At 33.0% G+C, this 18,038-nt stretch carries 26 protein-coding genes; 10 read left to right on the forward strand and 16 right to left on the reverse strand.

Going from position 1 to position 18,038, the window contains the following annotated elements; translation table 11 throughout:
- Positions 1-5 precede the first annotated feature (5 nt).
- From OQ292_RS40710 to OQ292_RS40730, 5 genes are read left to right on the forward strand one after another with little or no spacing between them, the layout of a single operon-like run.
- On the forward strand, positions 6-2,711 hold the full coding sequence (locus OQ292_RS40710) for a phage tail tape measure protein (protein WP_284689970.1): 2,706 nt from the start codon (positions 6-8) through the stop codon (positions 2,709-2,711).
- The gene (locus tag OQ292_RS40715) at positions 2,711-5,476 is read left to right on the forward strand and encodes a hypothetical protein (RefSeq protein ID WP_284689971.1); all 2,766 of its coding nucleotides are present in this window, start codon (positions 2,711-2,713) and stop codon (positions 5,474-5,476) included. Before OQ292_RS40710 ends, OQ292_RS40715 begins: the two co-directional genes overlap by 1 nt.
- A gap of 2 nt (positions 5,477-5,478) precedes the next feature.
- Positions 5,479-7,581 (forward strand): hypothetical protein, encoded by a 2,103-nt coding sequence (locus tag OQ292_RS40720; protein WP_284689972.1) that lies wholly within the window; start codon positions 5,479-5,481, stop codon positions 7,579-7,581.
- Positions 7,582-7,583: 2 nt separating this feature from the next.
- Positions 7,584-7,943, forward strand: a complete 360-nt coding sequence (locus OQ292_RS40725; protein WP_284689973.1) for a hypothetical protein — start codon at positions 7,584-7,586, stop codon at positions 7,941-7,943.
- Complete coding sequence (locus tag OQ292_RS40730) at positions 7,940-8,131, forward strand: hypothetical protein (protein WP_284689974.1); 192 nt, start codon at positions 7,940-7,942, stop codon at positions 8,129-8,131. Before OQ292_RS40725 ends, OQ292_RS40730 begins: the two co-directional genes overlap by 4 nt.
- On the opposite strand, the gene OQ292_RS40735 is transcribed toward OQ292_RS40730, so the two are convergent.
- The 10 genes from OQ292_RS40735 to OQ292_RS40780 all read right to left on the reverse strand — a co-directional run bounded on the left by OQ292_RS40735 (position 8,114) and on the right by OQ292_RS40780 (position 12,350).
- On the reverse strand, positions 8,114-8,620 hold the full coding sequence (locus tag OQ292_RS40735) for a class I SAM-dependent methyltransferase (RefSeq protein WP_284689975.1): 507 nt from the start codon (positions 8,618-8,620) through the stop codon (positions 8,114-8,116). The two genes, OQ292_RS40730 and OQ292_RS40735, sit on opposite strands and share 18 nt — an antisense overlap.
- 62 nt (positions 8,621-8,682) lie before the next feature.
- Positions 8,683-9,192, reverse strand: coding sequence for a hypothetical protein (locus OQ292_RS40740; RefSeq protein ID WP_284689976.1), 510 nt, complete (start codon positions 9,190-9,192; stop codon positions 8,683-8,685).
- Positions 9,193-9,253: 61 nt separating this feature from the next.
- A complete protein-coding gene (locus OQ292_RS40745; RefSeq protein ID WP_284689977.1) occupies positions 9,254-9,559 on the reverse strand; it encodes a hypothetical protein in 306 nt (101 codons plus the stop codon).
- A gap of 162 nt (positions 9,560-9,721) precedes the next feature.
- A complete protein-coding gene (locus OQ292_RS40750) occupies positions 9,722-10,138 on the reverse strand; it encodes a DUF5675 family protein (protein WP_284689978.1) in 417 nt (138 codons plus the stop codon).
- Entirely contained in the window at positions 10,135-10,257 is a 123-nt protein-coding gene (locus OQ292_RS40755) for a hypothetical protein (protein ID WP_284689979.1), read from the reverse strand. Before OQ292_RS40755 ends, OQ292_RS40750 begins: the two co-directional genes overlap by 4 nt.
- Complete coding sequence (locus tag OQ292_RS40760; protein ID WP_284689980.1) at positions 10,254-10,892, reverse strand: hypothetical protein; 639 nt, start codon at positions 10,890-10,892, stop codon at positions 10,254-10,256. The genes OQ292_RS40755 and OQ292_RS40760 overlap by 4 nt, the downstream gene beginning before the upstream one ends.
- Positions 10,849-11,637, reverse strand: coding sequence for a hypothetical protein (locus tag OQ292_RS40765; RefSeq protein ID WP_284689981.1), 789 nt, complete (start codon positions 11,635-11,637; stop codon positions 10,849-10,851). Before OQ292_RS40765 ends, OQ292_RS40760 begins: the two co-directional genes overlap by 44 nt.
- On the reverse strand, positions 11,624-11,872 hold the full coding sequence (locus OQ292_RS40770) for a hypothetical protein (RefSeq protein WP_284689982.1): 249 nt from the start codon (positions 11,870-11,872) through the stop codon (positions 11,624-11,626). Before OQ292_RS40770 ends, OQ292_RS40765 begins: the two co-directional genes overlap by 14 nt.
- A gap of 16 nt (positions 11,873-11,888) precedes the next feature.
- Positions 11,889-12,047 carry a hypothetical protein gene (locus OQ292_RS40775; RefSeq protein ID WP_284689983.1) on the reverse strand — a complete coding sequence of 53 codons (159 nt, stop codon included), beginning with the start codon at positions 12,045-12,047 and terminating at the stop codon, positions 11,889-11,891.
- Positions 12,048-12,065: 18 nt separating this feature from the next.
- Entirely contained in the window at positions 12,066-12,350 is a 285-nt protein-coding gene (locus tag OQ292_RS40780) for a hypothetical protein (protein ID WP_284689984.1), read from the reverse strand.
- Positions 12,351-12,439: 89 nt separating this feature from the next.
- Between OQ292_RS40780 and OQ292_RS40785 the strand changes: the two genes are divergently transcribed.
- Positions 12,440-12,856: a hypothetical protein gene (locus OQ292_RS40785; RefSeq protein WP_284689985.1), complete on the forward strand. Its 417-nt coding sequence runs from the start codon at positions 12,440-12,442 to the stop codon at positions 12,854-12,856.
- 47 nt (positions 12,857-12,903) lie between these two features.
- Here the strand turns inward: OQ292_RS40785 and OQ292_RS40790 are convergent, their stop codons facing one another.
- Positions 12,904-13,071, reverse strand: coding sequence for a hypothetical protein (locus tag OQ292_RS40790; protein ID WP_284689986.1), 168 nt, complete (start codon positions 13,069-13,071; stop codon positions 12,904-12,906).
- A gap of 154 nt (positions 13,072-13,225) precedes the next feature.
- A complete protein-coding gene (locus tag OQ292_RS40795) occupies positions 13,226-13,597 on the reverse strand; it encodes a helix-turn-helix domain-containing protein (RefSeq protein ID WP_284689987.1) in 372 nt (123 codons plus the stop codon).
- A gap of 257 nt (positions 13,598-13,854) precedes the next feature.
- Between OQ292_RS40795 and OQ292_RS40800 the strand changes: the two genes are divergently transcribed.
- From OQ292_RS40800 to OQ292_RS40815, 4 genes are read left to right on the forward strand one after another with little or no spacing between them, the layout of a single operon-like run.
- Positions 13,855-14,148 (forward strand): hypothetical protein, encoded by a 294-nt coding sequence (locus OQ292_RS40800; RefSeq protein ID WP_284689988.1) that lies wholly within the window; start codon positions 13,855-13,857, stop codon positions 14,146-14,148.
- A 1-nt stretch (position 14,149) separates the two neighbouring features.
- Positions 14,150-14,344: a hypothetical protein gene (locus OQ292_RS40805; protein ID WP_284689989.1), complete on the forward strand. Its 195-nt coding sequence runs from the start codon at positions 14,150-14,152 to the stop codon at positions 14,342-14,344.
- A gap of 9 nt (positions 14,345-14,353) precedes the next feature.
- A complete protein-coding gene (locus tag OQ292_RS40810; RefSeq protein ID WP_284689990.1) occupies positions 14,354-14,938 on the forward strand; it encodes a KilA-N domain-containing protein in 585 nt (194 codons plus the stop codon).
- A gap of 57 nt (positions 14,939-14,995) precedes the next feature.
- On the forward strand, positions 14,996-15,307 hold the full coding sequence (locus tag OQ292_RS40815; protein ID WP_284689991.1) for a hypothetical protein: 312 nt from the start codon (positions 14,996-14,998) through the stop codon (positions 15,305-15,307).
- A gap of 339 nt (positions 15,308-15,646) precedes the next feature.
- Here the strand turns inward: OQ292_RS40815 and OQ292_RS40820 are convergent, their stop codons facing one another.
- The 4 genes from OQ292_RS40820 to OQ292_RS40835 form a co-directional block, all read right to left on the reverse strand.
- Positions 15,647-15,922: a BRcat domain-containing protein gene (locus tag OQ292_RS40820; RefSeq protein ID WP_284689992.1), complete on the reverse strand. Its 276-nt coding sequence runs from the start codon at positions 15,920-15,922 to the stop codon at positions 15,647-15,649.
- 3 nt (positions 15,923-15,925) lie between these two features.
- Positions 15,926-16,180, reverse strand: coding sequence for a hypothetical protein (locus OQ292_RS40825; RefSeq protein ID WP_284689993.1), 255 nt, complete (start codon positions 16,178-16,180; stop codon positions 15,926-15,928).
- Positions 16,181-16,200: 20 nt separating this feature from the next.
- Entirely contained in the window at positions 16,201-16,566 is a 366-nt protein-coding gene (locus tag OQ292_RS40830) for a hypothetical protein (protein ID WP_284689994.1), read from the reverse strand.
- 142 nt (positions 16,567-16,708) lie between these two features.
- Entirely contained in the window at positions 16,709-17,872 is a 1,164-nt protein-coding gene (locus OQ292_RS40835) for a tyrosine-type recombinase/integrase (RefSeq protein WP_284689995.1), read from the reverse strand.
- Positions 17,873-18,038 lie beyond the last annotated feature (166 nt).

Below are 18,038 nucleotides of genomic sequence, written 5' to 3' on the forward strand. Positions count from 1 at the left end.
AAATAATGCCAGCGCAAGGACTCATTAATATGTCCGTCCTGTTAGGGATGGATATTACGCAGTTTGAAAGAAATATCCAGCGGTCTACAAGACAGTTAAAGCAATTTGGCGGACTGTTTAAAGAAGTTGGCTCAACACTTACTGTGGGTGTAACTGCGCCACTTGCGGCTTTAGGTTATACTTCAGTAAAAGCTGGCGGAGACTTCCAAGAGGCAATGAACAAGGTTAGGGCTGATAGTCAAGCAACCGCTGAAGAAATATCTAAACTTACCAGTGAAGCCCGCGAGCTAGGAAGGCAAACCAGCTTTTCAGCAACAGAAGCCGCTGAAGGAATAGACGTACTTGCAAAAAATGGATTAAGTGTATCTGATATTTTAAATGGAGCTGCTGGAGCTTCACTTAATTTAGCAGAGGCAACAGGAGGAGAGCTTGCAGGCGCTGCAGATATCGCCACCGATGTAATGCAAAACTTTGGTAAAAAAGCTGAAGACCTATCTAAAATTGTAGATGGCATTACAGGCGTAACAGTTAAAAGTAAGTTTGGTATAGATGATTACAGACTAGCTTTGGCGCAAGCCGGAGGAGTAGCCGGAAAGCTAGGAGTAGAAATTGAAGACTTCAACACCGCAATAGCTGCCACAGCTTCCAGTTTTGCAAGTGGTTCAGATGCAGGAACTAGCTTTAAAACATTCCTTACTAGGCTTGTTCCAAGTTCTAAGCAAGCAGCCGACCTAATGAAAACATTAGGTTTAGAATTCTTTGATTCAGCCGGAAACATGAAAAACTTAGCTGAAATTTCCCAAGAATTAAAAGAGGGTTTTTCAGGCTTAAGTGATGAGCAAAGAAACAATGCAGCCTCTACCATATTTGGGAATGATGCATTAAGAACAGCTCTAAGTTTAGCAGATCAAGGCGCTGAAGGTTTTAATAAATTAGCTGAAAACATAGGCAAAGTTTCAGCTAGTAAACAGGCTGGAATTAGACTAGAAGGTTTTAACGGAGCTATAAAACAGTTTCAATCTGTCTTAGAGTCTGTACAAATTACTATTGCTAATAGTGGTATATTAGATTTTGCTGAAAAGCTGGTAAGAGGCGCTACTTCAGCACTTAGGGCAATAGACACAATCAATCCAGCGATATTAAAATTTGCTACAATAGCTGCAGGTATAGCCGCTGCAATTGGTCCCGCAATTTTAGCACTTGGTTTTTTATCTGCAAATGTACTACCTGCTTTATTTACTGGTTTTGCTGTGCTTACCGGGCCAATAGGCTTAACAGTTGCCGCGATTGTTGCCGCTGCAGGTTTAATTATAGCAAACTGGGATAGTGTAGTATCTTATTTTACTAAAGGAGGAGGCGCACTTACTTTTAAAGCTCTTAAAGATGTTGCTTTATCTGCTTTTGAAGAAATTAAAAAAGCTATTGGTGGATTGGTTAGTAATATACAAAGTATTTGGTCTGCAATAGGGCCATATATAATTAACATTACCCAAAATACATTTGGTGCTGTAGTAGATGTAATTTCAACAGCTTTCAGAACTGTATTAAGAGTATTTAAGATAGTTGCACAAGTTATTAATGGTGATTTCTTAGGCGCTTTTAATACACTTAAAACAGGGATAGCCGACATAGTAGGGGCTGTAATTCGGGTGTTTGCTAAAATGGCTGATAGCATTCTTTTGATACTTGGAGATTTATTAAAAAATATTCCGGGTATAGGTGATGCTTTAAAAGATGGTTTAGAAGTAGCAAGGGGAGCTATAAACAAGTTTGCAGACTCTTTACATTTCACATCTAGCGCCAGCAATGAAGCTGCCAGCGGCATTAAAAAAGATACTGAAACAATCAAAAATTCAGTAGAAAATACTTCTCCTTCAATTGATGGATTAAATACTTCACTGGATAATGTAAAAGGTAATTCAAATGCTTTCGATGGTGTTTCAGAAGGATTACAAAAGCTTAAAAATATTAGTGAAAATTTTTCACTTGCTCAGATTGACCAGCAAATTGCAGACCTTACAAACAGTGCAAGAGAAAGCCTTTCAAAGCTTACAGGATCAGCGCTATTTAGTAAAAAAACAAACGATGGCATTTCAAGAACTACTGATAATGGAGATATTCTTTTAAGTAGTGATCCGACAAAAGGAGAGGAAGAAAAGGCCGATACCTTCACAGAGTTTGAAGGATTAAAAGATAAAATCGAAGAAATTAAAAACGCTACCAAGGAAGCGGAACAGCCTATTAAAGATATGGAGTCTGCTTTTGCTAGTGGTTTTAATTCAGCAGCAGACAGCGCAAAGTCATTTGCAGAAACCTTAAAAGACTCTATAAGGGGAGTTATTAAAGGATTGATTGCAAAAGGTATTGCAGGAGTAATTAGTAATACTTTAGCAAGCGCAGGTCTAGCGGGACCATTTGCGGTAGGCATTGCCGGAGCAGCCGGAGCAGCAGCCGGAGCACTTTTTAATAGTGCTATTCCAAAGTTTGCTAAAGGTGGTTTGGTATTCGGTGAAACATTAGGAGTACTGGGAGAGGGTAAAAATATATCACCTTCTAATCCTGAAGTTGTTTCTCCACTTTCAGATCTTAAAAAATTCTTAGGTAATGGCACAGGTGGACAAGATGTAAATGTAAAAGGAAAATTTACTATTGAAAGAGATGTATTAATCGCTTTCCTTGAAAGGGGATATGCAGAACAATCAACATTTTAATGGCACTACATAGGCTTTTTATAAACAGATATTTTAATGTGCAAGGCGCTGGCAATAAGTATGTAAGTACTTATTGGAATGATAGCACTAGTGCAATAAATGTTTATGCCTCTGATGTTACACAGCCAGATATAGATACCGACACACCAAACGGTGGTCAAATTGCAGGTGGTAACGATGACCCAACAGCCACAGCGCCAAACCAGCCAATAGCTAGCTATAAGTTTTGTAATGGAGGTACATTAAATCAATTTGGTTTAATTGCCTCTTATCCATATGCAGAACGAAAACAAACAGCTAATAGCTATCAATGTGTAGTTACTGTTTGTGATTTAGAAATAGATTATGTAGAAAAAATCGCAGACTCTATTAACCAAGAGTACACACTAAGAGCCAAGGCTACTAGTTCAAATGGGCCTATTCAATACAGCTTAAATGATGTAGATTATCAAAACTCAAACGAGTTTACAGAACAAGTTCCGGGAACAGTAACCATTTATGCAAAAGATGCAAATAATTGCAGAGCTTCTTATACAGTAGAATTAGAAGCATTTCCGGCTTATGCGCAAGCTTACCAAATCACTATAGATTCAAGACTCCACAACACAGTAGTATTTAAGATTTATAAACTCGATTATGAAGGGCTGGTTAGTACTATTTCAGAGGCAACACAAAGCCCGCTACTACTACAAACAGGAAAAAAGAATGATGACAAATATTTGCCTTTTAAAACTTCTCAATTAGTATTTAGTCCTATCAGTGTTATTAATGATGAATTCTTTCCTTTTAACACTGCCAGTGAATATGATTATAAATGTGAGTTACTAGTAAATGGCAACATAGAATTTACAGGATACTTAAATCCATCTCTTGCAGGAGATCCACTAAAAGCAGCTCCTTATAGTACTCGCATGTCTTGGATAGATGGCTTAAAGCTACTGGAAGATATAGACTATGAAGAATTTCAAGGAAGGCAGCCATCTTTAAGAATAATTAAATTCTGCTTAGATAAGCTAGGATTTGGACTGGATATTTACGAGGGCGTAAATTTCTTTGATTCAAATATGAGTCAAGACGCAACCGGAGATATTGAAGAAAGTTTTACAGATTATGAGGAGAGCGCAGGAGGCAAGCTTTTACTTACTGTAAATGTTTCTTCTGTTTATGAAGATTTCGAGGAAGGCGATTTGGTAACACTCCAAAATGGTATTTATGGAGAAATAAAAGACCTAGCAATTTTAAGTATTACTGAAACCTCAGCCGGATTAGGTTTTGATTTAGAGTATGAGCTTGATATTAATTATATAGATAAAGGCTTAGTTTCTGCTTCCACTATCACAAAGCCGGGTGTTATTCCTTCAGGTTTAAATCAGGCGTACTTAAATACAGATGCTTTTGAGGGAATGAACTACTATCAGGTACTTGAAGAAGTGCTTAAAACTTTTAAAGCTCAAATACACCAAGAGCAAAACAAGTGGTGGATACTTCAACCAAACCAAAAAGCAGCCACTTTTAAATTAAGAAAGTTTGATAGTGAACTAAACTATGATTCAACAGAAGAAATAAGTAGATCGGTTGAAATTGATTGCTCTACTACTTTTAAATGGGTGGGAGGTGTACCACAAAGAAATAACATTTTCGCCAACAAAAAAGCAATTATCAAACAGGATTATCTAACCCAAAACAATCTGTTAAAAGGTAGTAGCTTTTTAGAAGAAGATTTTACAGCGGGTACGCCAAATGATTGGTTTGGAAATTCCCAAACAAAAAAAGCGGTTGGCGAAGATGAGGAAAAGTTTGCAGTAGGTATTACAGGAACTTCAACCACAACCGGAGCAGCTACTTATATAAGACAAGATTTCAGACTACTAACCAGTGTGTTAAATCAAAGTGGTGGCGATTATTGCGAGTTAAAATTTAAATATTATGTATCTTCTCCAGATAGTTATGTTGATGGAGATAGCCTGCAAGTAGCTTTTAAATTAAAGTCTACTTCAAATGATTATTTTAATATAATTCCATTTTTTGACGAGGTTGAGCAGTGGCTAACAAATAATAATTATTGGGAGCCAACAGAAGATTTTTATGTAATCGAGGTAACAGAGTTTAACAGATGGCATTCATTTAGTCTTACCTTTTTTAATACTGGTATTGCCAATGATTACGAGCTTTCATTTTTTCAAGCAGTAACTAGTGATTACTCAGTAAACGAGGTTAGATTTTCAGAAATAGGTTTTCAGTTTTTACCTAGTAATCAACCTGCAGAAACTGGCATAGATTACACTTTTGAAAACCTAGATTACAAGCAAAGAAACATTAGGGAAGATTCTGTAATATTTGGAGATGCACCACAAACAGCGGGTAATGCAACCATTTATAGGGGAGCTATTACACTTCAAAATGGGAAGCCAACAGAATTTTGGAGCCAAGGCGGAGACGATGAAGACGCAAGGTCATTACATTTAATATTAGTAAACGAGGTACTAAAGAATTTTAAAAGACCGTCTCTAACAATCAATGGGAACTTACAGCAATTACAAACTACTGGTTTTTTAAGACCGTCTCAAAACTTTACAGAATCAAGTTTAGGGATAAGGGTATTCTTAGCAGGGTGTATGATTTGGGATGTAACACGAGATAGATATGAGATTGAATTGGTCGAGGTCATCACAGAAGCAACCTATAATATTTGGGGCTTATTCGCTGAAACAGGAACATATATTTTACTTGAAAATGGAGGGGTTATACTCTTAGAAAATAGTTGATTATGTCAGAGCAAGGAAAAAAAGGATCACAATTACCAACTATAACAGGCTCGCTCGCAAGAAGCAGGAATGTTAAAATAATTATAGTAGATACAATAGAGTCAAATATAGCTTTAAGAAACAAAGTAATAGAGATGGAAGAGTTATTTTCCTCTATTGATTTAGAATTAGAATTAGGAGATTCGGCAACTTTAGATATTGGAACTACTGAAAATACTGTTGCATCAGGTAATATAATAATGCGTGTAGATACTTTATCTGATATGTTGACATCAGATGAAGGCGAGCTTGATAATGTAAGTATTGTAAAAGTTTTAAATGTAGGCATGTATTCTCCTGTTGCTTCTGGGACTTATACAGCAGATGGATATAAAATACTAGATGGTGACAATTATCAATTTGTATTGGAGGCAACTTTAACAAGAGAATACTTTGTGGATTCTGTAAATGGATCAGATTCAAATGACGGTAAAACTTATAATTCACCGCTTCAAACCATTTCGGCATTAGATACTTTGTTAGATTCTGATTTCTCTAATTGTACAATTAAAATAGCAAGGGGTTCTGTTTTTTATGAGCAGCTAGGCAGTGAAACAAATGGAAGTGCAAATGTAAAAATAACAACATATGGTTCTGGAAAACTCCCAATTTTTGACGCAAGAGATGAAATCGACACAGGTGACTGGGTTAAAACAAGTGGTCAAACAAATGTATATGAAGTAACATGGACACCTTTAAGCGATGATAAATGCGCTCCATCAATTTGGGAGGATGATATAAGATTAATAAGAGTTGCAGATTTAGCAACTTGCGATAGTACGCCAGGCAGTTATTATGCATCTAATACTTATTCTACAGGCGTTTCAGCAGCATTATATATGCATGCAACAGACTCAGGAAATCCAGCAAGTAATGGAAGTGAATACAAACAAGCAATTAGAGAAAATGGGATTTATCTTGGTAATTTTTGTGAAGTAGAAAATGTAAGATGTATTGCAGGACTGCATGATAATGGTTGCTTGGTGGTTGGCAGATACTCGACACTAATAAACTGCATTGCAGTTGATGGTACAAAACACCATATTTTTGTTGGTAGTGGATTAGTGAAAGATTGTATTTGTGTAAAGCTAGATACTACTTATGAAGAGTTTGGAGGTACTACAATTGTACCTTTTATAGCATATAACACAGCTAATAAAAAAGATGGCATAAGGTGGGAGGGGTGCAAAGTAATTGGTGAAGATGGCGATGAAGCAGACGCTACAAGTATCGGGTTTTATGCTCATGGGCAAAGTTCTGGCGGTAATGATTTTGGAAATGTAGAATGTATTAATTGTGATGGCTATTATTTATCAAATGTTTTTGGCGGTGCATCTCAAAATGAAAGTTATTTAGTAGATGGATGTTTTGCTTACAATTGTGGGAGGTTCTTAGCTTCTTTTAATGCAGATTTTACAGTAAGAAGATCAGAATGGTTTAATACTAAAAATACTTCTTTATATAAAGGTTTTTTTAGACCGAATGAAATTTTTGATAGTGTAGCAAACTTTGAGGATTGTATTGCAGTAGTCAGCGGAGATGCTGCTTCAAATGCATCTAATCATCCTTTTGATTTATCTACAAGTGGCAATGCAGGCACTGTAAATTTAACAAGGGTTTACATACTTGCAGGATCAACAACAAATTATAGTTTGTGTGGTATTAAGGCTACTGGTAATGCTACTACAAATATTAATGTAAATAAATGCTTACTACAAGGCTGGGGGCAACAAATACAAACGAATTACTATAACTTCGGTGATAACATCACTTATGATGGAGATTACAATGTATTCAACGGTGATGATGGAGCAGGCACAGAACGTGGTGATATTGAGTTTGATACATCAACACATTACGATACAGCAACGGACTATTTAGCAGCAGTACAACCTACTATAGAGAATAATTCAATATCAACTTTAACAGATCAATTTGAAGGTGATATTCTAAAAAGGGAGTATACACTTATAGATGGTGATGCAAAAGACAATGATTGCAAGGTTAGATTTACACCGCGAGTTTTTGATTATGATCAATTAGTTTATGAAGTAGAAAACTTATAAGTATGAAATACCTAATCATAACCTTATGCTTTTTAGCAGGCTTTTTTAAAGCAGTAAGAGACACCTTAATGTTTCACTTTTCCAGCTCAATATTTAAAAACTGGAATGAACAATTTTTTAATCCGGCAATTAGCTGGATGAATAAATACAAAAACTTCCCGGAAGATAAAAGTGAGGCATTCTTTCTATCTAAAACAGTACTGGTAAGCTTAACTGATGCATGGCATTTATCAGAGTTATTAATGCTTATTTGCTTGCTAACAATAGTATTCATAAAAACGAGCGAAAAGGTAATTTACAAGGTTATAGCTGTAATTGCCTTTTTTACCTCGTTTAATATATTCTATTATTTAATGGGATGAGGTACTTATTAATCTTACTGCTATGCGCATCATGCGTACTTACAGAAAGTAAAGTACAAAGCAGGTTCCCTAATGGTAAGGTATACATTGTAAAAGACTTTGATTTTTTTGTTATCGATAATGATACTGTCTATGGAATAATAGATGCTGCCAGTCCGGGAATATACAGACTACAGCCTTTCAAATAAAAAACCATTTTCATGTGGGTAAGATATCCTAGTAATAAGATTCATACCTAAGCTTTTAAATACTTGAAGCCATGCTTCAGGTTTTTTTATGTTTACTTCTTCCTCAGAAACACTCAAACTTTCTGGATGAGAAGAAAAGAAAATATATTTAGAGGATCTACACAATTTCTGTAAAAAAGGGATTAAGATATCATCTGGATATAGTTGTGCTACTTCGGTAAAAATTGCAAGGTCGCAAGACTTTAAACTTTCTAGCTCCATAAAATCAACACATTCAAATTTTAGCCAGCTATTAGGCTTTAGACATGCCTTAATGAAATACCAGTTTACATCATCTCGATCTATACAAGTAACATCTTTAAATTTCTCTGCAAATAAAACTTCTAAAGAACTTACACCACAACCATAAGAAACTACAGACTTAAACCCGGTTAAATCATCCAGCATTAAAAATGTTTCTTTCTCTGAAATTCTATTTTTGGTATACATAGGAGGGAGGTAAATAAAAGGCCACTATCAAGCAGCCTTTTTGAATGATTGATTAAGGAAAATTATAGTGCGGTCAATTCAAGCTTAATTGCTTCTTTTACAGCCTCTTGAATTATAGCCCTTGCAACGGGATCTTTAATTTTTTCAGTCTTTGCAAGAAACCATTCTAAGCCAACATCTAAAGAGCCTTCTTTATACTTGTCTTTAATTACTTTAAGCTGGGCTTTATTATCTTTATTAGCATCTGTAACAGCTATAAGAACATCCTTTAATACCGTAGAATGGTAATCTAAAATTTGATTTACTTCTTCGTCATTTACTTGACTGATTGCAAACTCTTTAAGAATTGCAGTATCAGACTCAAAAACTTCAGGCAAATAAGAATTCGAAAATTCTTTCATTTGTGCCTTATCGTCTGGATTATCATCTGTATAGATATTTACAATCTTTGTAATACCATCTACTTTTGTAACTGAAAATCTGTACAGCCATTCTTCTTTTATTAGCTCTGGTAATCTTGCGTGCAAGATGTTTAAAGCAACTCTAATTAATGCAAATGCGATTCTTTTCATTGTATAAAAAATATTTAATATGAATAATAAATGTATAAAAGTACAGTGTTTAGGTAAATAATTACACTCCTTCGTATGTTAATGCATATTGTACATTAAAAAGAGCATTCAATTTTTGAAGATATTCATTAGCCTTATCATCTTCTTTGCAAATGATTATAACTTTATACCCCAACAATTTAATAATCATTAAATTAGCTTCAATAAAGTCATTAATTGATTTAAAATTGATCTCGCATTCATTTTTGCTATCATTAAAATTACAAAATTCTGAAAGCTTTGATTTTGCCCTTCTTTTAATTAAAGACCTACTTTTTGATAGCTCTTGTTTTTTTTCTTTTAGCATTTCTATTTCTTGAATTTCCATGATTTTTTATTCTTATAGGGTTACATATTTTACATTTTTCAATTTCTTTTTGAGTTGCTGTAAATTCACGATGACCGTGCAAACCGAAGTACTTTCTCATTTCATTTATTGACCACTTTCTGTACTCTTCGTGGTTGTTGTTTAGCTCCTTCAGCTTGGGGTTCATACTATCTGAAGAATAAAATTATCTATATCACTTAAAGCAAACATCATTGCATCAAAAGTTACTCTAGAGTTAGTAACATCAAGAAGTCCATCTCTATTAATATCAAAATTGGCACTACCAACTAGAATACATCCTTGAATATCATCTTTATAATTACCAATATGGAAAAGTATATATTTACGTTCAGGCACATCTAACACATGTAAGTGCTCATATTTAAATTTACTTCTTCCATCGTTACGCTTTGTTACTAGGTAAGTACCTTTAGGAATACAGGAAACATTTTGCTTATTATCCAGATAAGGAAGCTCCAAAGTTTTACAGGAGAATACTTTAATGTGATCTTTATAAATGTTGAGCTCACCAAGTGTTTGCTTACCATTATCTACTAAACGGGTTAATACTACTTTCATAAAAAATAGTTTATAGCTTTTTGAATAATAGCCACAAATCCAACAGCAGCAAGCACAAACAAAGCACTCCAATAAGCAGTAGTTTTCATATTTGATATTTGGGTTTTAGATAGTTTCATCTTTTTATATCTCTAAGTCTATGATTTACTTCAGGGAATTCAATTCTTACTGTTTTATCCACAATCCTTCCAAGAACATGAGAGCCATATTTCTTCTCTAATTCTGGTAAATTAGAATTGGTAACATAATGAGTTAAAAGACCTTTCTTATCTCGGTAATCAATAATTGACGCCATTATATTTATTTGATTTCCAAAATTTGAGTAAAGAGGCTCGCGGCCTAATTCTTCAAAACAATAAGAGTCGTTATCTTTGATGCTGCCTTCCATGTATTTTCTTACAGAGGCGAGGTTGTTTTGATACATTAAAGTCCAGATAATATCCGAGCAAGACACGTATTTAAATCTGTTATGTTCATATTGCTTAAACTCGTTACAAAGCATTTGAAAGAACAAAATCGCGGAAGTTTTGAAATTCCCAGTTAAACCAAACAGCAACAATCCTTTTTTTGGCTCTTTTTCTTTGAAATAAGCGAACATCTTCTCAAAGATAGGTTTGTATTCATCCATTGGAACAAAATCGCTGTATGATGCTAATTTTTGTGTTGAAAACAAAAAATCTTTATACAATTGTACAGTTTTTCGCCAATGTTCATCCGAGAAAACCTTTTGAGTAGTCGATGTGGCTTGTATCATTTCTTGATTCTGATTGGAGTGGGTGTTTTCTTGATGTTCCATTTTGATAAGTTTTTGAGTTAGAATTATTTTCATTTGAGTTCATCCAGAGTGCAGCGGAGTTTCTCCATCTTGACATTTTTTTCTTTCCAACATACCAGTCTACACATTCGTAATGATTCCAAAATCTAAAAGCCAAGTCTTTTGCTTTTTCCTCAGAAAGTCCTTTTTCGATGAAATGCTTTTTTACTTCTTCTTCACTTGGTTTTTTAAAATTTTGTTTCCTTGTGTTTGTGTTCGAAAATTTATTTTCGCCTACTAATACTTCTTTTTTATTAATACTTTCTTTTATTAATACTTCTTTATTACTTAATACTTCTGTGATACGGTTTTGCGTATTACGGTTATCCGGCTCACGGTTTTGCGTATTACGCATTCCCGTATTACGGTAATCCGTATCGCGGTCTATTTCAATTTCATATTGATTTGCAGGAACATACACCGAAATAAAAGGAGTGGTAATTTTGTAAATAGTTTTACCAAAGTTCCCTTTTTTGTTTTCTTGCCACCAAGTAATTAAGTTCTTAGCTTTTAGGCCAGTCAATGCTTTTGCCAGTCTTTCACGTGAGAGCTTTGTTTGAGTTTCTAAGCTTCTACGAGAAGGAAAACACTTTCTATCTTTGTTAATCCTTCTGGCAAGCATATTTAAAACCCAAAATTCGTCATTATCAACAAGGTCGTATAATCGATCATCAATATTTATCATAGCACGACTCTATTATTTTCATTAATTCATCAAGTTTTGTCATTCTCTCTACAGTTAAAAGTTCTTCAGTTTCTATTTCTTCAAAAACTAAATAGCCCGGATGCCATTCATAGATAATTCTATGTGAAAAAGTGAATTTCTTAGTAGCTTCTAATATTTCAATGATTTCATGAACATATAGGTAGCCTTTCTTTTTAAGATAAATATCTGGTTTGGTAACTCCTCTGATATCCATATTTTTGAGATTTAGATTATATCACTACAGTTTTATAAAGTACTTCGGTAAACTTTTTAAATGCTTTCTTGGTAGGTTGCTTTACTGCCATACCAATAAGTAAATTTACTTGTGCCTCAGTGCGGCCTTCTTTACGGAGTTTTGCGCCCCAGTTTGTAATATCACTTGCTTTCATGATTTTGGGATTTTGAAATTAATTAGGTTTTTCTCTTTCGAGTTTTTCTTTTTTAGATTCCAGCTTTGCCAGCTTAAAATCATAATCAATCTGAGTGTAGTTGCTTTGAAATTCTTCCAGTAGTTGATTAATTCTACCTACCTTTTCAAATAAGGCTCTTGCATGGTATAGTTCAGACCTTGTAAGTGTATCACCTTGCTGTTTAGCATACCAAATGAACTTACTTACTTTACCTTCTTTTTTATTGCCCGTGAATATCTTTTTAGCAAAAGATAAAAATTTTTCTATTTGGTTAGAATCCATTATATTTGATAAAGTTATTCATTGAATAATAAATAATATGCACAATAATACAATTATTGTACAATAAACAAAAATAATACTACAAAAAAATGGATAAAAAATATCAACAGAACTCAAAGCTTACTAGAGAATTAGCTTCTAAAAGGATTAATAATGTCCTTAGCTCACTAGGTAAAACTCCCACTGATGTAAGTAGAGAAACTAATATCAATGTACAGCGATTGTTTAAGGCTACCAGAGGAGATTCTTACCTTTCTGTAGATGGTTATTCGGAGTTTTGCGAAAAGTACAGGGTGAATGCTAACTTTCTATTAAACATATCTGATAGAATGTTTGATGAAATGAGCGAAGAAGAATTAAAAGAGCAGGCTAATTACAAAGAACTGTACAACCAAGCTAAAGGCGAGGTACAAGCTTTAAAAGATACCATCGATTTATTAAAGCAGCTTACCACAGAGAAGGAAAGAATGATACAAAAGCTAAATGAGGAATTAAATCAAAAGTAATCTAGCAGTTCAAAACTAAATAACAAGACATTAAAAAAGCCTTCTGACTAACCAGAGGGCTTTTTATTTAAATGCTTTTTTATAATATCTCTCTGAGACTTAATAATTTCATCTTGCAGTTCTATTATCTCCTTTCTGATATATAGTACTTCGTCTATATGTTTTCGTACTTTTCCTGCGTGTTTTCCTTTTAATTCATTCCTGATAGTTCCCATTAGTAAAGTAATAAGCGACCTTAAAAAATATGAGCTTCTACCAATAAAAAAGGGGAATTACCAAATAAAAAGCAAGAATTATTCGATGAATGGTTAAAAATATTAGAAATTGGTAATAAAATAAACATTTTGTATATACCAGTAAACAAATCGTTTATGAAGTTTGCTTTTTTTTATCCTTTAAAATAGCGATTTCTTGGTCCCTTACTTCTATTAATTCTTTTTGTGCATTTACTTTTAACTCTAATGCATCTACTTTAAGCTTTAAAGCGTCTATCATCATTTCATAACCTTGTTCACTTACTTCTGAAAGATCAGATTCTTGTTTGCCTTCTCCTGTTAGTAGCCAGTTAATGTCTATGCCTTGTTTGGCTAGATACATTAAAAATCTATAATCATAAACCGTAGTTTGTCCTTTCTCATATCTTGAAATCATTGATTGCTCTAACCCTGCATTAGTCGCAACTTCCTTTTGAGTACCCAGTTTTTTTCTGATAATACGCAGCCTTTCTAAAAAATCCATCATAATCTTTTATGGAAATTTGGTTTTTAATATGGAAATATCCATATTTGGTATACAATTGTTTATTTAACAGTATAATGATACATACTATGTCAAAAAAAGTCCCAATACATGTCACTATAGACAATGAAGACCTTGCTAAGATAAGCAATATTTGCGATCGTCATCTAAGAAAAAAGTCTGATACTTTCAGAATACTAATAAAATTAGGCCTTAAAGAATTTGAAAAAGGAAACATAACTGTATAAAAGTATACTGATATGAGTTGGTTAGGATTAGTTAATTATTATTTTCTTCAGTGGTTTTTCATTAGGCTTACTAAGCATCAAGAAAAAAGAGCTGTTGAGTATGAGCTTATAGAATTAAGTTTTTTTCCTAATAACCAGTTTGTAACTGGTGGAAATGCAAAAATGGAAACATGGCAATGGTATTCAATACAAGGTTGGGTTTTACCAACTTCAGGTTGGAGTACTAACTTTAAGTATCTTAATAAAAGCAAGAAGCCTTTTTTTATCAAGATCACAAAGCCTAACAAATTGATAAAAGTATATTGATATGCCTTACATAACTCAGAAAATCACAAAATGTAAAGAATGTCCATTTTGTAAAATAGATATTTCTTCTTCAGATGGTTTTAGTCAGGAGTATAGCTTGACTTGCAAAAAATCTGATAAAGCTATAACAAGATACACAGAATGGTATGAGGTTGATAAAGTAGTTCCTCCAGAATGGTGTGAACTGGAAAAATAAATAATCATCATGCAAGCTCTACAAATATTTGAATATGAATCCAGCAGTATAGAGTTTGAAATAATTAACGGGCAAGTGTTCGCTAATGCTACCAGTATGGCCACTGTTTTCAAAAAGAAACCTAACGACATATTCAAAACTAAAATGTGGATTGAATACGAAGAAGAGGTTTGTATCCAGCTTAATTACCGAATCGAAGATATTCGTTTCGGGAAAAAAGGAGGAAATGACAAGGATAATCAAGGCTCTTGGATACATGAAGAATTAATAATAGAATTTGCTAGAAGGCTTAATGTAAAGTTTTCAATTTGGTGTAATAAGAAAATAGCAGAGCTTTTAAAAACTGGTAAAACAGAAATAAGAAAACAAAATCCTTTAGAGCTTGCAAAGAGTACTATCCTTCTTCTTACTGAAGAACTGGAATCTACTAAAGCAAGAGGTGATTATGAATTTGAAGCTAGACACAATGAAGAAAGGCAGAGAAAGAAAGCTGAAAAGGAAATAATAGAATTAAAATCAGAGCTAACCAGTACCAAGACAGATTTACATAAACTCGAAGATCAAGAAGACTTAAGAAATTTATATAGACGCTAATCAATCGCTAATAACCTACTAAAAAATATTGTTGTTATAATTTTTTAAAATATACAGATGGGAAACAAGAATTTAATTGATGAAAAAGAATCAATATTAAGAAATGAAATGGATGTGTTCAGTCAAGAAGATAACAAAGTGACATTTTATGACCAGCAGCAAATTAATGATTTGCAAAAATTAGAGTTTAATCAACTACAGCCCGAAGAAGTCGCTCAACATATATCTGATTTATTTTATGTAGAGATTTGCGCCCGTAACACTTCAGATTTCTTTGATATGGATTCTGAAGATATAAGAGCTATAAATAAAAGAAGCCACCAAAGAATTAATATGTTTACCTCGCTAGTAAGAAGTTTTAAGAAATAGTTTCAGTTAATTTTGTATGTGTTAGAAAACCATAGAATTAAAAGCCTACCCTATTAGAGTAGGTTTTTTTATTTAAATAGTTGTACAATAAGATAATATTTGTATTATTGTAATACTGACGCCCAGTAAGTTTATATTAGAGTTGATTTTCTTATCAAGTTTTAGGTTTGTAGATTGAGAAAAGCCGGATTAGTCCGGCTTTTTTGTATAATAAGATATTATTTAGTACAATTGTACAGATAAATGATTGTGGGTAGCTCCATTTTTGATTCTTATTGCTTAAGAAGATTTAAAAAATTTTGACCAAAGCAAAAGCCAGCCTTTATGAGACTGGCTTTTTTATTCTTCAATTTCATGGTTTTCATACCCGCAATGATTGCAGTTCATTAGCCACTCGCTATGAGGTATAGAGTTTGGTATTAGCATACCTCCGCATTTTTCGCATTTCCTAAAGTTTTCTGTATTTAAAAGCCAGTCTTCTAAAATAAATTTTACAAGCTGCCCCATTGAAGCATTTCCGGTATTGCTTCCCCAAAACCCGTGCATCTTTTTAGCTTCAGAAATTAACCCCTCTAATTGAGGGGTTAATTCTATTCTTATATCTAGTTTAGGCATTTTTTAAATATGATCTTGTTCAATAACTTTTTTCAAATAGTTGATCATATCAGTGTATTTGTGCTCTATTCTTATTGGTGACATCCCACCTGCCCAAATAGCAAAGCAGTTTTTATGGCAGTCACCATTTACTATTAACTCTTCATGATATTTAACACTTGAATTACTGCCTATATGGTTTTGATGTGGTGTAGGATCAAAATTATTTTTAAGAAAATTTTGAATTTTTTCTACTTGATTTTCCTTTAATGTTTTCATTTTTTTATGGTTTTAAATAATTAAAATTCTTCTGGAAATTCTTCCTGATGCTTTTTTATCTCAATATTTAATTGATAAGTTGTGTATATTCCTTTTTCCCACCATGTTTTACCACCAAAGTCAGAATGCATTTTTACTTTTGGCTTAAAATTCTTTTCTACTTCTATTTTTTTGCTGTTATCTCCGATTTCTTTTGCTCTTTCTTTAGATATAGAAACTAATCCTAAAAACTCAGAATCAGACAATCTTAATTCACTCGCGCAAAAACAACTTTCATAATCGCCTTCTAATACTGAGCCTATTATTACTTTTTTAAGAATATCTCCATTTTCATTTACAGCTATTAAATATTTTTTTTCATCTAAGTTTTGAAAGTAGTAAGTCATGATTTTTTGTTTTAAAGCTTTCTAAATGATTACAATGTAAAGTTACGTAACTTTACTATATAAGTCAAGAAGTTACGTAACTATTTTATGTAATTATAGAAAGTTCTTTATAAAATACAGTGGTATATAAATAATGTGCAATTCATTTAAAGAAATCATGCTGTAAAAGTTCCTCTGCGTTTTCATCGTCACCAATACAGATGTATTTAAAAAATGAGGTTTCAGTTTTATGTGCTGTAAGCTTCATAATACGAGCAATAGGAATTCCAGATAAATACATATTTGTGGCCCCGCTCCTTCTGGCAGTATGTGCGGTAATCATTTCCCAGCGTTCTTTTATCACTGTATTGTATTTCCCCTTATGGCTTTTACCAGATATAACTGGATCTGTAAAACCTGCTTCTTTTGCCGCTGCCTTAATAGCTGGACCAAAGCTTTGAGAATTGCCAGCGCGAGGAAGCCTGTTGTTATACTTTTCAATAATTTCAATCACCATTTTATGCAAAGGTATTACTACAAATTTTGAAGTTTTTTTAGTAGGCATAAAGATTTTATTGTCTCTAATGTTTTCTATCTTCAATCTATTGTAATCAGATATTCTAAGACATGTATAAGCCATAATAAGAAATGCATCAACATATTCTTGCCTTCTTCTGGTATACTGTCTAAACTTATAAAAATGCTCTAATTCAATAGAGGTTAAATACACCTGTTTAATATCTTCTCTAGTATTTTTAATTTCTACTCTATTTGGTATTAGCTTTTCTTGATAAGCATGTTTAAGAACATTCTTTAAAAAGGAAAAAGTCACATACATAGAATTGATAGCATAGCCTTTTATATGCTCCATATAGTATTTATAGTTTTCAAACCACTTAGTATCTATTTCACTTAATCTATACTTTTTATTTTTATATTCTTGATACTCCTCTACTGTAGTAACAGCATACTTATAAGCTTTATAAGTAGCAGGTTTAAATTTTTTATTATATATGTAGTCCTGCATATAACCTACAAAGCTATTGGTATCTACTTTATTAGAGAATTCAATTTTTAGGGCTTCTGTTACTGTTTTTTCATCGAGTTTATTTTCTTTAAGTAGCCTATAAAATGTTTCTGCGGCTCTTACTTCAAAGTCGGCTAATACAGATTTAAAAGCAGGTTCTTTACTTTTGTTCTTCCATTCTGAAGGTTTTACAGATAACCCTGTATAGTATCTGTATTGCAAGCCTTTATGATTAATTAGAAAGAATATGGAGCTTTTCTTTTTGGCCTGTGGTCTGGTAAGATAAAATTTAATAGTCATTATCGCTTAAAGATTTAGTAGTTATTAATGATGTACTATAGAAATGCATAAAGAAAGCGAATTTCAAAAAGTACGTTTATTAATACAATTGTACACTTTTAAGACGATAAATAAAAATAAAGATATATGATAGTACATAGAATGCATGTAAAGTACAATATATATT

Origin of the sequence: Chondrinema litorale, from assembly GCF_026250525.1 — a bacterium.
Lineage (GTDB): Bacteria > Bacteroidota > Bacteroidia > Cytophagales > Flammeovirgaceae > Chondrinema > Chondrinema litorale.